Annotated in this window: 12 protein-coding genes and 1 pseudogene; 4 read left to right on the forward strand and 9 right to left on the reverse strand. The window is 41.8% G+C overall.

Annotation, left to right across the window (positions count from 1 at the left end; translation table 11 throughout):
- Window positions 1–63 precede the first annotated feature (63 nt).
- Window positions 64–657, forward strand: coding sequence for a YdeI/OmpD-associated family protein (locus G564_RS0111300; protein ID WP_029037757.1), 594 nt, complete (start codon window positions 64–66; stop codon window positions 655–657).
- A gap of 706 nt (window positions 658–1,363) precedes the next feature.
- On the opposite strand, the gene yajC is transcribed toward G564_RS0111300, so the two are convergent.
- The 4 genes from yajC to G564_RS0111320 all read right to left on the reverse strand — a co-directional run bounded on the left by yajC (window position 1,364) and on the right by G564_RS0111320 (window position 4,305).
- A complete protein-coding gene (yajC, locus tag G564_RS0111305) occupies window positions 1,364–1,657 on the reverse strand; it encodes a preprotein translocase subunit YajC (RefSeq protein ID WP_029037758.1) in 294 nt (97 codons plus the stop codon).
- A gap of 27 nt (window positions 1,658–1,684) precedes the next feature.
- Window positions 1,685–2,137, reverse strand: a complete 453-nt coding sequence (locus G564_RS0111310; protein ID WP_029037759.1) for a DUF1573 domain-containing protein — start codon at window positions 2,135–2,137, stop codon at window positions 1,685–1,687.
- A 49-nt stretch (window positions 2,138–2,186) separates the two neighbouring features.
- A complete protein-coding gene (locus tag G564_RS0111315; protein WP_029037760.1) occupies window positions 2,187–3,125 on the reverse strand; it encodes a transcription antitermination protein NusB in 939 nt (312 codons plus the stop codon).
- Between the two features lie 85 nt (window positions 3,126–3,210).
- A complete protein-coding gene (locus G564_RS0111320) occupies window positions 3,211–4,305 on the reverse strand; it encodes a Glu/Leu/Phe/Val family dehydrogenase (protein WP_029037761.1) in 1,095 nt (364 codons plus the stop codon).
- 127 nt (window positions 4,306–4,432) lie between these two features.
- On the opposite strand from G564_RS0111320, the gene G564_RS0111325 reads away from it, so the two are divergent.
- From G564_RS0111325 to G564_RS19150, 3 genes and pseudogenes are all read left to right on the forward strand, one after another.
- On the forward strand, window positions 4,433–6,190 hold the full coding sequence (locus tag G564_RS0111325) for an ABC transporter ATP-binding protein (protein WP_029037762.1): 1,758 nt from the start codon (window positions 4,433–4,435) through the stop codon (window positions 6,188–6,190).
- A 75-nt stretch (window positions 6,191–6,265) separates the two neighbouring features.
- Window positions 6,266–6,655 (forward strand): PUR family DNA/RNA-binding protein, encoded by a 390-nt coding sequence (locus G564_RS0111330; RefSeq protein WP_029037763.1) that lies wholly within the window; start codon window positions 6,266–6,268, stop codon window positions 6,653–6,655.
- Between the two features lie 80 nt (window positions 6,656–6,735).
- A pseudogene (locus G564_RS19150) lies at window positions 6,736–9,247 on the forward strand (M14 family metallopeptidase).
- A gap of 222 nt (window positions 9,248–9,469) precedes the next feature.
- On the opposite strand, the gene G564_RS0111340 reads toward G564_RS19150, so the two are convergent.
- From G564_RS0111340 to G564_RS0111365, 5 genes are all read right to left on the reverse strand, one after another.
- Entirely contained in the window at window positions 9,470–10,114 is a 645-nt protein-coding gene (locus G564_RS0111340; RefSeq protein ID WP_029037764.1) for a cation transporter, read from the reverse strand.
- 441 nt (window positions 10,115–10,555) lie between these two features.
- Window positions 10,556–12,739: a TonB-dependent receptor gene (locus G564_RS0111350; RefSeq protein WP_029037765.1), complete on the reverse strand. Its 2,184-nt coding sequence runs from the start codon at window positions 12,737–12,739 to the stop codon at window positions 10,556–10,558.
- Window positions 12,740–12,793: 54 nt separating this feature from the next.
- Window positions 12,794–13,090 carry a DUF6660 family protein gene (locus G564_RS0111355; RefSeq protein ID WP_037373909.1) on the reverse strand — a complete coding sequence of 99 codons (297 nt, stop codon included), beginning with the start codon at window positions 13,088–13,090 and terminating at the stop codon, window positions 12,794–12,796.
- 28 nt (window positions 13,091–13,118) lie between these two features.
- The gene (locus G564_RS0111360) at window positions 13,119–13,460 is read right to left on the reverse strand and encodes a tRNA-binding protein (RefSeq protein ID WP_029037767.1); all 342 of its coding nucleotides are present in this window, start codon (window positions 13,458–13,460) and stop codon (window positions 13,119–13,121) included.
- A gap of 135 nt (window positions 13,461–13,595) precedes the next feature.
- On the reverse strand, window positions 13,596–13,885 hold a 290-nt coding region (locus tag G564_RS0111365), incomplete at its 5' end, for a transposase (RefSeq protein ID WP_029037768.1).

A 13,885-nucleotide genomic window follows, 5' to 3' on the forward strand; every position in this document is an offset into this window, starting at 1 on the left:
TTAACGAATTAACCAATCACCAATTAACCAATCACTATTAACTAATTAACCATTCACCAAGCCATGGCCATCCAATCTGCAGAACAATACATAGTGGCTCATCCTTCCTGGGAAAAGGAACTACGTGAATTGCGGGAAATGATCCTGAGTACAGATGTGGAGGAAACCATCAAATGGGGTGCCCCTGTATATACTGTTGACGGTAAAAACGTGTTATCCATTGCCGCCTTTAAGAATCACTGCTCGATGTGGTTTTATAACGGAGCATTATTAGAAAAAAATACAGCTCTTCTGGAGAATGCGCAGGAAGGAAAGACAAAGGCTTTACGACAGGTAAGATTTGAGCGTGGGGAAGAGATCCCCTTGAAGGAATTGAAAAAATATGTGCTCGAAGCAATCCGGAATCAAAAAGATGGCAAGGAGATTAAGCCGGTTAAAGCAAAAAAAATAAAAGTACCGGCAGAAATTGCAGCTGCTTTTTCTGAAGATCCGGCTTTCGAGGTTGCCTTTGACAATCTCTCTCCGGGAAAACAACGGGAATATTGTGAGCATGTGAATGAGGCAAAAAGAGAAAATACAAGAAAAAGTCGCCTGGAAAAGATCATTCCCATGGTCAAGGAGGGAAAGGGCTTACATGATAAGTATAAGAATTGTTAGAACCCTTTCAGGTTCGAAACCCTGAAAGGGTTCTAATAATCTTCCGGAGCAATCCTGTCAGCGGCTTGACGCCCGGACAGGTTCTTGACAAAGACAGTTCCTAAACCGCTGCCAGGCTTGTTAAGCGCTGGCAGGGTTGTGAAAGACAATCCTCAAAACCGCTGCCAGGGTTTTTAACCGCTGGCAGGGTTGGCGCAGACAAACGTCGGGGTGGTTCGGTAATCAAACCTAACAGGTTTTGGAACTGTTAGGTTTATGCGACTTCAGGTTAAAAAAGATCTCAGCCTTACAGGCTGATGGTCTTTGGGAAATATAATTCCGGAACGCTGCTCCGGCTAAATTATTGACGGCCTCCAGCCTTTTTTAAATTGCAATTCAGATATCTGGCCTATCAGTTCATTTCAAAGGTCGACTCGGTTGTAGATTGAACAAGAAATCATCCGTGCATCGGTGGCTAAAACACAAACAAAATCGCTGTAATGAATTACGAGGAGTTGACGTTGTTTAGGAAGACAATCCTCAAAACCGCTGCCAGGGTTTTTAACCGCTGGCAGGGTTGGTGCAGACAAACGTCCGGGTGGTTCGGTAATCAAACCTAACAGGTTTTGGAAACCTGGTAGGTTTTAAAAAGACCCTGCAGGTTTGCTGCAATAAAAAAGCCTCACGCGGTGGCATGAGGCTTTTTTATTGTCGATCCCTAAGGATGCTATTTGGTTTCCTTCGCTGGTTCGTTCAGCTTTCGGCTCATTTCCATAGAAATGGATGACCTGTCAAAAGTGATCTTTCCGGCTCCGGTTTCAATAATTACTGCATTCTGTTTATCACTGAAATCAATTATTTTACCGTGCATTCCGCTTTTGGTTACAATACGATCTCCTCTTTTAAGTTCAGAGGCGAATTGCTTTTCCTGCTTCGCACGTTTCATTTGTGGGCGTATCATAAAAAAATACACTACAAGGAACATTAAAATAATTGGGGCAAACTGGGCTAATTGATCCATAGATAATTTTGTTGCTTTTGCTTAGGCTTACGACTGTGCCTTAGGCTCTACAAAAGCTTTAATTTTTAATTGTTCTTTACCGCTCTCTGTATTGGCAGTAATATTAACTGTTTTAGTAACCTGATTTTGACCCGTTCCATTGAACTTTACCAACATCTCTCCAGTTTCTCCCGGAGCAATTGGATCCTTGGTCCATGTAGGAACAGTACAACCACAAGAGCTGGTCGCATTAGTGATCACCAAAGGAGCTTTCCCTGTGTTTGTAAAAGTGAAGGTGTGCTCCACGTTCTCATTCTGTTGAATGGTACCAAAGTCGTGCTCGGTCTTGTCAAATGTAATCGCCGGATATACTACATCCTGTGAATCACGCATTGCTGCTTCTTCAACGTTTTCTGCTTTTACTTTGTTTGATGCGTCTTCCTTACAGGAGGTAAAATTAAACGCAGCAATCAATGCCATTAATAAAATTCCTTTTTTCATGATTTACAATTTAAATTTAAAGAGGTTAAAATTAAGAAAAATTGGAGGATTACATCAAGCCCCTTCCAATTTTGTTCAGTTTGCCATTATCCTTGTACTCCTTTGAGAGCTTATCAAGGATACCATTGATAAAAATACTACTTTTAGGTGTACTGTATTCTTTGGCAATTTCTAAATATTCGTTAATAGTGACCTTTACAGGTATGGATGTGAACTTAAGGAATTCACAGATGGCCATCTTGATCAAAATCGTATCAAGATCGGCAATACGCTCCTTGTCCCAGTTAGGAGTTTTCCCCTCCATCTCTGCCGCCAGACTTTCATCATTTAAAAGCGTTTTTCTGAAAAGCTCTACTGCGTAATCCTTGTCATCTGAACTCTTGAACAAGCGGGTCAAAGCCTGCTGTTTCCCAGATACCGATTTCTGAAGCATTTTTACAATTGCTGTATTTACCAGAGGTAAATCATCAACCCAGGTGATCTTCTTATCCTCCAGGTAATCATAAAGTTTTTCATTGGGTGCAATGATCTCTCTGAAGATCGCCAGAACAAATTCTTTATCTTCTTTAAAAGTGGAAGTTCGGGTGGCCATATAATCTTCAAAAATTTCACTTTTCCTGATCTCCGACCACAATATCTCTACATACTCATTGTCATGACTCCAATTGTTAAGTTTACGGGCTTCCAGTGCATTTTGGAGGCTGTCGTTCTCCTTTAGGAGCGCAATCACTTCATTATTAATAAATTTCTTATTGGGGTCAACTTCTTCCATGGAAGGAAGATGTTTTTGCTGAGATTTTTCCAGGTAATCCTCTGCATGGTCTCTTATCTTCACAAATAGATCCAGCATTAAAAGATACAGGTCGTACATCTCATCCATACTTTTTAGAAGAAATTTTTCTTCTGTTTTGAGATTGTCGTTTTCACTTTGGGAATACGCATACAAAGACTGCATTACTTTAACCCGGATATGTCTTCTGGTCAACATAACTGTAAAAGAACTTTAAAAAATTAGGGCGAAAGGTTTTCCTTTCGCCCGGCAAAAATACTATTTAATTAAAAAACCGCTGGGGTTATTTCTTATTTTTTCTATCGGCTATACGCTGCTGCGCTACTTTAAGTGCAGCTTCATGAGTTGAGATATCATTTGCTTCGGCCGAATTAAGGATCTCCAGAGTGGTATTATAGATATTCTCCGTCTTTTCCATGATCTCTTTTCTTCCGTAGCCTTCCAATTCGGCGTATACATTGATTATTCCGCCGGCATTGATTAGGAAATCCGGTGCATAGACAATCCCTTTTTCCCGAAGTACGATTCCGTGCCTGGTATCATCCGCCAATTGGTTATTAGCAGCTCCTGCGATAATTACGGCGCGAAGACGCTCAATGGTATTGTCATTAATAGTTGCTCCAAGGGCACAGGGGGAATAGATATCTACATTGGCAGCATATACATCTCCGGAAAAAATTTCAGCATTATAAATTTCTTTTACCTGCTGAAGTTTTGCTTCATTGATGTCACTAATGAAAATTTTTGCACCTTCTTTAGCCAGATAAGCGACAAGAGATTCTCCCACATGGCCAATTCCCTCTACAAGTACAGATCTTCCCTGCAGGTCATCATTCCCAAACCTGAATTTTGCCGCGGCTTTCATTCCCATATAAACTCCATAAGCAGTTACAGGAGAAGGATTTCCGGCGCCACCTTTATCTTCAGAAATACCTGTTACGTAAGGTGTCACCTCGCGTACGGTATCCATATCGGCTGTTTCCATTCCCACATCTTCGGCAGTAATATATTTTCCGCTTAACGAGTGAACAAATTCACCAAACTTTCGCATCAGTTCCGGCGTTTTCTGAGTTTTGGCATCCCCAATGATCACCGCTTTACCTCCTCCTAGATTGAGACCGGTAACGGCACTTTTAAAGGTCATCCCACGGGATAGACGCAATACATCATTCAAGGCATCCCATTCAGAATTGTAATTCCACATCCTGGTACCACCCAGTGCCGGACCTAAAACTGTGTTATGGATTCCAATAATTGCCTTTAAACCTGTATCTTTGTCGTTGCAAAAAACCACTTGCTCATGGTCATCAAAAGAAAGCTGCCCAAAGACCGGAGCGGCTTTTTTAAGTTCATTTGCCTTTAGAACATCCACTGTCATAGATTTTGAGATTTGTAGATTTCGTTAATCGAAATTTTATGAGGCAAAAATAGATAATATTTCATTTTCAAAACACTTTGCTGCAGCAAAATTGTCAAATTAGGAATTCTGCAGCTGTAAAATTTGCATGAAGGAATTAAAGCATTTAAATAAGTACTTCCTAAAATATAAATGGCATCTAACTGGCGGTGTCATTATTACCATCATTGCAAGAATCTTTGCAATCCTCACTCCGCGTTTTATCGGAGAGTCCACAAGTGCCATTGAAAAATGGATCAATGGCGAGATCACTTCAGAAGCTGCCCTGCGATCTGAATTAATGAACAATATTTTACTCATTTTAGGAGCTACTCTGCTTGCCGGACTCTTTACATTTCTCATGCGACAAGCCATCATAGTAGTTTCCAGGCATATTGAATACGATCTTAAAAATGAGGTCTATCAAAAATATCAGGATCTCTCTCTGAATTTTTACAAAAAGAACCGTACCGGGGATCTCATGAACCGGATTAGTGAAGATGTGTCGAAAGTTCGTATGTACGCCGGTCCCGCTTTTATGTACAGTGTCCAAACCGGAATTCTTTTCATAGTGGTTATCCCGTACATGTTTTTGCAGGCTCCGGAACTAACCCTCTATGCTATTGCTCCACTTCCCATCCTCTCTTTTGCTATCTATAAATTAAGTGTGGCAATTAATAAAAGGAGTACGATCGTTCAGCAATATTTATCAAAACTCAATACCTTCACACAGGAAACATTTAGTGGGATCTCAGTCATAAAATCATATAGCCTGGAGCCTCAAACCAACACAGGTTTTGTGCAGCTCTCTAACGAAAGCAAGGATAAGAATATTGACCTTGTGAAAGTTCAGGCTTTCTTTTTCCCTTTAATGATCCTCTTGATCGGGGCCAGTAATATCCTGGTGATCTATATAGGCGGAAGAAAATTTATCACAGGGGAAATTGATAACCTGGGAGTAATTGTTGAATTTTTATTATACGTGAATATGCTGACCTGGCCTGTGGCTACGGTAGGTTGGGTTACCTCAATAGTCCAACAGGCTGAAGCTTCCCAAAAACGTATTAACGAATTCCTTAAAGAGGTACCTCAAATTCAAAATCCCACTACCCAAAAGGAAGATGTACAGGGTTCCATTGCTTTTAAAAATGTAAGCTTTACTTATGAAGACACTCACATTACTGCTCTTAAAAACGTTTCTTTTGAAGTGGAAAGCGGGGAAACCCTGGCAATAATAGGGAAAACAGGTTCCGGAAAATCCACGATCCTTGAACTAATAGGAAGACTATACGATGTAACGCAGGGGGAGATTACGATTGACGGTAAGAACATTCAAAAAATGAATCTCAAGGAGGTACGGGAAAGCATTGGTTATGTGCCACAGGATGCCTTCCTGTTTAGTGATTCTATTAGAAACAATATTAAATTCGGTAAAGCTGATGCTACAGATGAGGAGATCATCACAGCCGCTAAAAATGCTGCAGTTCATCGAAATATTCAAGGCTTCAGCAAAGGATACGATACAGTACTGGGAGAGCGGGGAATCACTCTTTCGGGGGGGCAAAAACAGCGCGTGTCAATAGCTCGGGCCATAGTCCACGACCCAAAGATCCTGCTTTTTGATGATTCTCTTTCCGCAGTAGACACAGAAACCGAAGAAGAAATTTTAAATAACCTCTTCAGGATCAGCAAAAATAAGACTACAATTCTTGTTAGCCACAGGATCTCATCAGTAAAAAATGCCGATAAAATCATCATTCTGGAAGATGGAAAGATCGTTCAACGCGGTACTCACCAGCAACTTCTTGGAACAGAGGGCTATTACAAAGAGCTGTACCTAAAACAGCTAAGTGAAAAAGAAATGTAAAAATTTGTTGTAGAATGTTAATTTTTTTTAGAATTTTGAACCTATGATTTACAAACCGTAAAAGATAAATTGATTATGAGCGACAATGGAACGATTGAAAAAGAAGAGATTTTTTCCAAGGTCTTGAGAGCCGGTAGACGCACCTATTTCTTTGATGTAAGGGCGACTAAGGCAAACGATTACTACCTGACGATTACCGAGAGTAAAAAATTCACAAATGAAGACGGGTCCTTCCACTACAAGAAGCACAAGATCTACCTTTATAAAGAAGATTTTGCCGGTTTTAATGAAATTCTCCAGGAAATGACAGATTATATTCTCGATGAAAAAGGAGAAGAAGTGATCAGCGAACGTCATCAAAAGAATTTCAAGAAGGAATATGAGGAAGATGAGAAGCCGAAAGCTGAAGCTACTGCTACCCCGTCTGCCGCTGCCTTTACAGACATTAGTTTTGACGACATATAAATAAAAAATTACATGACCTATAAAACCGTCCCGATCAATCGGGGCGGTTTTTTTATATTAGGGCTCCAAAAATTCCATTTATGAAATTTATTATATTTACACTTGCCTTTCTGTTCAGCTCACAAATTTTTGCTCAGGAAGAGCTTAGCCTTTCCTACTATCTTCCGCAAGACGTTAAATACAACGAGGAGATACCAAAACCCCAGGATATTCTTGGATATATTCCCGGAGAGTGGCATGCAAGTCACGACCAGATCCTCAATTATATGAGAGCTTTAGCCGAAGCCTCTCCAAGGATCACAATGGAAAACCGGGGGAGCACCTATGAAGGAAGGCCACTGGTGCTATTGACCATTACTTCGGAAGCAAATCACCAAAATCTTGAGGAGATCCGGAAGCAACATGTAGCTCTTACCGAAGCAGGATCTGAAAAACTTAATACAACCGAAATGCCCCTGGTCGTAAATCAGGGATTTTCCATTCACGGAAACGAAGCCAGCGGAGCGAACGCTGCAATTTTAGCCGCTTACTACCTCGCAGCCGCCGAAGGTGAAAAAATAAATAAGCTGTTGGAAAACACTGTTATTCTTTTTGATCCGGTTTTTAATCCTGACGGACTTCAGCGATTCGCCTACTGGGCCAATACCAACAAGAGCAAAAATATCAATCCCGATCCCCAGGACAGGGAGTACAGTGAAGTATGGCCAGGCGGGCGTACTAACCACTACTGGTTTGATATGAACAGGGACTGGCTTCCGGTGCAATTACCGGAAAGTCGTGCAAGAATAGAAACTTTTCACAAGTGGTATCCAAATATCCTGACAGATCACCATGAAATGGGCTCCAATGCATCATTTTTCTTTCAGCCGGGAATACCATCCCGCACCCATCCCCTCACCCCGTCTTTAAATCAGGAATTAACAAGGGAAATAGGAACTTATCATGCTTCTGCTCTTGATGGGATAGGATCCTTGTATTACAGTGAAGAAAACTACGATGACTTTTACTACGGAAAAGGTTCTACTTTCCCTGACATTCAGGGAAGCATCGGAATTCTGTTTGAACAGGGAAGCTCCCGCGGTCATGCGCAGGAAACCGATAATGGAATTCTTACCTTCCCTTTTACCATTAGAAATCAATTTACTGCAGCTCTCTCCACGCTTGAAGCCGGAAAGCAAATGCGGGTAAAGCTCCTGGATTACCAGCGAAACTTCTTCAATAATGCCCGTAAAGAAGCCGGGAAGAATGCCTATGTCTTCGGAAATTCAAAAGATCCTGTTACAGCCTATAAGCTGGCAGAGATCCTCAACCGCCACCAGGTGGAACTCCATGAGGTGAATGAGGAATTTACATCTAACGGAAAAACCTTTAAACCCGGAAGCAGTTATCTGATTCCGAAAAATCAGAGACAGCAGCGTCTTCTGGAAGCGATGTTTGAACGCAGAACGCAATTCCAGGACAGCTTGTTCTATGATATTTCTGCATGGTCATTCCCGCTGGCTTTCAATCTCGATTACAGTGATAATGCAGCGATGAAGAATGCAGGCAAGGCTATAGACAGTCTTATTAAACCATCTGCTCCTGCCCCTGTGCGCAGTGAATACGCATATGTTATGGAATGGCATTCCTATGAAGCTCCAAAAGCCCTCAATAAGATCCTGAACAAAGATCTTCGAGCAAAAGTTGCCATGCAGCAGTTTTCCATTGGAAACAGGAAATACGACTATGGAACCATTATGATCCCGGCGCAAAACCAGGAAATGAACTCCGAAGAGATCTATGACTTCTTAAAGAACATAGCAGAAGATTCGGGCGTAGAAATTTCGGCAGCCGATACCGGCCTTACCGGCGGAGTCAACCTGGGAAGTAACCAGTTTCGCGCCCTGGAGCCGCAAAAAGTCGCACTTTTAGTCGGCAGCGGAATCACGCCTTATGACGCCGGAGAGATATGGCATCTGTTCGATCAGCAGTACGACATGAAGATCACAAAGCTCGATCTTTCCAGCTTTTCACGAGCTGATCTCAGCAGATACACGGATATTATTTTACCCAACCAATGGGGAGGAGGATTAGGAAAAGATGAAGCTAAAAAACTGAAGGAATGGGTTCGCAACGGCGGTACATTGATCGGTTACAAAAATGCTGCTAACTGGTTTGATAAAAATGAATTTATGGATCTGGAATTCAAGGAAAATGAAGTGCAGGCGAAAAATGTCACTTTTGAGCAGCGACGTGATTTCAGAGGAGCACAAGGAATTGGAGGCGCCATTTTTGAAGCAAAACAGGACCGCTCCCACCCTATTAACTTTGGATATAAAGATGATAAAGTCTCTCTTTTTAGAGATCACCATCTTTGTAGAAGCTGATTCTGTCAGCTACAAGAATCCAATTAAATATACAGCTCAGCCTTTGCAGGCAGGATACATAAGTAAGCCTAATCTGGAATTACTGGGCAACACCGTTCCCTTCAAACACAACAGCATGGGTAGAGGAAATGTCATCCTGTTTACAGACAATACTAACTTCAGAGCCTTCTGGTATGGAACTAACAAGCTGTTGATGAATGCAGTGTTTTTTGGGGAGGAAATGTAGGTTAAGAAGAGACTAGAAGCTAGAGTCTAGAATCTAGACTGATAATATTAATAGAGCTTCCAAAAATGTTATTTTTGGAAGCTCTATTATTTTGAGTGATTTACCCCCAACCCCCTGAAGGGGGCTGCAATTATCCCATAACTCTCCGGCTAAAGCCGGAGGCAATTCATTTATTTCTTCAAATCCATTTCTCAATACTCAATTCTCTGTACTCTATACTCTTTAACAGCAATCACTACTACAGCTCAAACTCTTCAACTTAGCATTTTCAAAGGCTTCTTTTCCTTCTTTCCAAGCATACCAGGCGATCCCGAGACTACCGAGCGCATCCACATAAGGAATTTGCCAGAGCTCATATAGAAGACTGGAAGCAAGGAGAATAAAAGAAAGATAGAAACAGGTTTTGGTGCATTTAGCGTCAGAAATGATAGGCTCACTCTCCAGTTGTTCTCCTACCTTTATTTTCTCCCGGTATAAAAAGTACATGGTAAGTATGGACAGGCCGGCAATGATAATTCCGGCGAGTGTGGTTTCGGGTTCAGAACGATTGATCATCGCAAGCACAGCTCCTACAACTAGTCCGGCAGCGAGAATGTATAAAGCGGTCCCGGTCACTTTTAGCGCCGTCACCTCAAAGCCATCGCGTTCCACAACAGGATGTCTTTTCATCCTGTAGATCATATGAGCGATTCCCACACCGGATAATACCTCCACGAAACTGTCGAGGCCAAATCCGAACAGCGCTAGTGTCTCGTCACTGGCTCCAAAGAAGGTGGAAACAATACCCTCTATTAGATTGTAGCCGATGGTGATAAAGCTAAGGATCAGCGCGTAGTGGAGTCTTTTTTTATATTTTTCGTTTCCCATAATTGTAAAGTTAGAAGGACGATTTTAGAAGTACGAATAATTTATAGTTAATCTTGAGTTTTGCACCTGAATTTATTATCCCTCTCCTTTAAAGAGAATAAAAAGACATTTGTGCTAAAGCCCGGACTTTAGCACACATTATATCCTCCGGCTGAAGCCGGAGGCAATTCATATTTGTTAATGCCCACCCCGCCTTACAGGCACCCCTCCGGAGGAGGGGACTGATTGAACAATGTTTAGTAGAAAAAACTAAACCCAGGGATAGAAGATGCTGAGGATTTTTATAATGAATAGTGTTAAATCTTACTGAGCATCAAACTTCCATTTCAAAAAATATTATTTTAAAAGAATGGCCGGTAATAGACCCAAAACATCATTTGAAAAGTCCCCTCCCTCGGAGGGGTGGCCGCAGGATGGGGTGGGACCTGAAACCTTCAACAATTAGAGATTAATCTTTATCCCTCCATTGATCACAAAACCATCCACGGGAGCATAAATATCTTTAAACTGCGGATCGGAAATGGAACCGGTGTAAATGCTGTCAAAGCGGGTTTGCCGGGTGTCGGTGAAATTTTCAAAATTGAGGAACAGAGAGAAATTCTCCCACTTCTTTTCGGTCATTAATCCGAAGATCCAGTAATCCTGCCCTGTTGCCCCGTTTTCCAGCTTCTGCGGACCAAAATAATATCCTTCCAGACCTATCACCAGTTCATCGTGAATTTCATAAACCAGCACATTATTCAGGCGGTGCTGAGCCACAAGAGGAGCTTCATAACTTTCTCCGTTGTAATGCTGGTTGACATCGGCCAAAGTATAACCGGTAAACAGCTTGAAATTTCCGTAAGAAAAACGAAAATTGGCCTCCATTCCCTGTGTGTCCAGGTAGCCATTGGGTTGACGATATTCGTACACGGGAATAGGCACATTGTCAAAAGTCTGACCTAAAATAAGAGGATCATTTACACGGGTATAGAAAAAGAGTGTATTTAGGCTAAAGTCAATGACCTCAAACAAATCTGTACGATAATTGATATCGAAATTTGCGCCGAAAGATCTCTCAGCTTCTGTTTCAGAAACATTTATAGGACGCACGTTTCGGAATTGTATTCTTTCAGCATCTTCAGTGAAGATGGTCGGCGTTTTGTAGCCGAGTCCGCCACCCAGCCTCATCGTCCAGGCATCAGAAAATTCGATCATAGCCGACATCCTTGGCAGCACAAACCAACCGTACTCATTCTGGTAATCGGTCCGTAATCCGCTTTCCAGGCTAAACATGGGAGAAATCCGCCAGTTATTCTGAAGAAAAGCCCCATAGGTGATGTGATTATAATCTACCACTTCAGAAGTACCTAAAGGATCCTGGGTAAATTTATCAGAAACTATATTCAGTCCTGCCACCCATTCTAAATCGTGATCTCCAAAATTATAGGCAGCTTCAGTAAAAGAAGCCAGCTGATCTCCTGAAAATGTAAAATCGGGGATCTCAATTTTTCTTTCGAAAAAGCTGAAGCTGTTTTTTATATTCAGAGAACCTCCGTTTTCGTAGAGCTGGGTATAACCGGCACGGGTGGTGATCCTTTCGGTGTTGTTCCTTTCAAAATATGGATCTGCTACATCCTCACCTTCCAAAAAGGCAATATTTCCGCCTGTTCTTTCTTCAATAACGGCGTTCACTCCCAACTCCAGGGTAGCATCTTTGGAAGGATAATAAAACAATCTGGGGTTTACGGTAACCCGATTTACTTCAGGAATAGCGGTTAAATCAATATCTGCAGGATCATAAGGATCACTGTAGTTATAAGAAGCAAAAACTGTGGTTCCAAACTTTCCGAAGGTATCGGAATAAAATCCGCTCACGTCAAGGCCAAGAGCCGAAGTTCCATTCAGCAGAAAGTTCAACTCCCTTTCCTCTCCCGGAGTTTTGGATACCAGGTTAACCAGTCCGGCGATGGCACCTCCTCCATAAAGTGTCGAAGAAGCTCCCTTGACCACTTCCACCTGTTGCAGATCGAGCGGCACGATTTGCAGCAGACTCAATCCGCCGGAAAATCCGGAATACAATGGATAACCATCTTTAAGAAGTTGTGTGTATTTCCCGTCCAACCCCTGAATTCGAATACTGGAATTATATGAAGTGGCTGAAGTTTGCTGGGTCTGGATCCCTGTGGTCTCATTAAGCAGCATGCGGATATCGCCGGGCTTCATATTTCCCTTTTCCCCAAGTTCTTCGCCGGAGATTACCTCAACCCGGGTGGGAAGATCGGCAATAGTGCGGCGGGAACGGGTGGCAGAAATGATCACTTCATCCATATGCTCCCCTTCATGAGCGAGTTTTACTGTAACAAATTTCTCTTCGGCAAGAGGAAATTCCATGCTGAGTTCCTGAGTGGCGAAACCCACATAACTTACAAGTATGATCTGAATCCCTTCGGGAATATTTTCCAGGCTGATCACTCCTTCTTCATTTGCCGTGGCACCAATCGTAGTCCCCTTGACGAAGGCATTAGCACCATAGAGAGGTTGATTGGTTTCGGCGTCTATAACTTTAATTTTCAGCACGTCCTGTGCGTTTGCTGCCAGTCCACAGAAGACAAAGGCCAGCAACAAAAGAATATTTTGTTTCATGATTTTAATTTTGTTTTTAAAAAAATAGCATTGGGAATAATCCCCCGGAGGTGATTAGCTATTCTTTGGAGGCTGCCAGATTCGGAAAGTAAATTCGGAAAGCAGTCCTATTTCAGCCTTAGAAAACTCCCTGGAAATAACAGGTTCCAAAAAAGGCATTTCTGAAGGCTCTTCCTGAAATACCACGGCATTACAAGTACCGCAGCTTAGAAAAGGAGAACAAAGTTCATTGCTGTGAGTGTTCTTTTCCTGATGTTCAATGGGATTTTCACGCTCACAGTCATCTGCACAACATGGAATGCCATTCAAAACCAAAACCAGGAGAGCTAATAAGACAGCTAAAATTTTCACGCTGCAAAGTTAAAAAACTGAAGTGAAATCAGCCTACTCTCAATCCGTTTTCCACTTTTGCTTCAGGTTGAAGCAGCACAATATCATTTCCGGCACCAACAGAACCCAGGACCAGGCATTCACTCATAAAGTTCGCGATCTGTTTCTTCGGAAAATTGATTACCGCAATGACCTGCTTGTCTAAAAGGTCATTTTTTGAATAGCGTTTGGTGATCTGTGCCGAAGACTTTAGGATTCCGATCTCCGGACCGAAGTCTATTATTAGCTGATAAGCGGGATTACGTGCTTCAGGAAAATCATTGACTTCAATAATGGTTCCTACCCGCATTTCCACTTTTTCAAAATCTTTCCAGGTGATTAATTCTTCCATTGGCTTAAGGATGTAAAATAAGATGTTCTAAAAATAGCATTTTTGGGAGGTATTCTGGAGGCAGACATAACAAACAAGAGGCAGAAGAACAAATTTACTTTTATGTTTCACGCGAAGGACGCAATCCCGATATTCTTATGGATAAACCAAGGTTAAATTAAGGGATTTTTCATATTGCCTGTTTTCTCTAATTAAGGCGAAGATCCTGTTAATTAATTTTGCTCTTACAGCATTAACAACAGTCATTTTGTTCTTTCCTTCTGCTATTTTTCTTTCAAAATAATCCCTGGGCTCACCCTTCATTTTTATTGCTGACAAGGCAGCCATATGGAAAAGTGTTTTAAGCTTTTTATTTGCTCTGTGAGACACTTTATTTTTTGATCTTTGACTTGTTCCCGAATGAAAAGAAAAAGGAGCTACACCTA

Source organism: Salinimicrobium xinjiangense DSM 19287, from assembly GCF_000423585.1.
Lineage (GTDB): Bacteria > Bacteroidota > Bacteroidia > Flavobacteriales > Flavobacteriaceae > Salinimicrobium > Salinimicrobium xinjiangense.

Excerpts from the sequence above, each read along its gene's own strand:
- G564_RS0111300 (WP_029037757.1), top strand. The coding sequence starts at position 64 with ATGGCCATCCAATCTGCAGAACAATACATAGTGGCTCATCCTTCCTGG.
- yajC (WP_029037758.1), bottom strand. The coding sequence starts at position 1,657 with ATGGATCAATTAGCCCAGTTTGCCCCAATTATTTTAATGTTCCTTGTA.
- G564_RS0111310 (WP_029037759.1), bottom strand. The coding sequence starts at position 2,137 with ATGAAAAAAGGAATTTTATTAATGGCATTGATTGCTGCGTTTAATTTT.
- G564_RS0111315 (WP_029037760.1), bottom strand. The coding sequence starts at position 3,125 with ATGTTGACCAGAAGACATATCCGGGTTAAAGTAATGCAGTCTTTGTAT.
- G564_RS0111320 (WP_029037761.1), bottom strand. The coding sequence starts at position 4,305 with ATGACAGTGGATGTTCTAAAGGCAAATGAACTTAAAAAAGCCGCTCCG.
- G564_RS0111325 (WP_029037762.1), top strand. The coding sequence starts at position 4,433 with ATGAAGGAATTAAAGCATTTAAATAAGTACTTCCTAAAATATAAATGG.
- G564_RS0111330 (WP_029037763.1), top strand. The coding sequence starts at position 6,266 with ATGAGCGACAATGGAACGATTGAAAAAGAAGAGATTTTTTCCAAGGTC.
- G564_RS0111340 (WP_029037764.1), bottom strand. The coding sequence starts at position 10,114 with ATGGGAAACGAAAAATATAAAAAAAGACTCCACTACGCGCTGATCCTT.
- G564_RS0111350 (WP_029037765.1), bottom strand. The coding sequence starts at position 12,739 with ATGAAACAAAATATTCTTTTGTTGCTGGCCTTTGTCTTCTGTGGACTG.
- G564_RS0111360 (WP_029037767.1), bottom strand. The coding sequence starts at position 13,460 with ATGGAAGAATTAATCACCTGGAAAGATTTTGAAAAAGTGGAAATGCGG.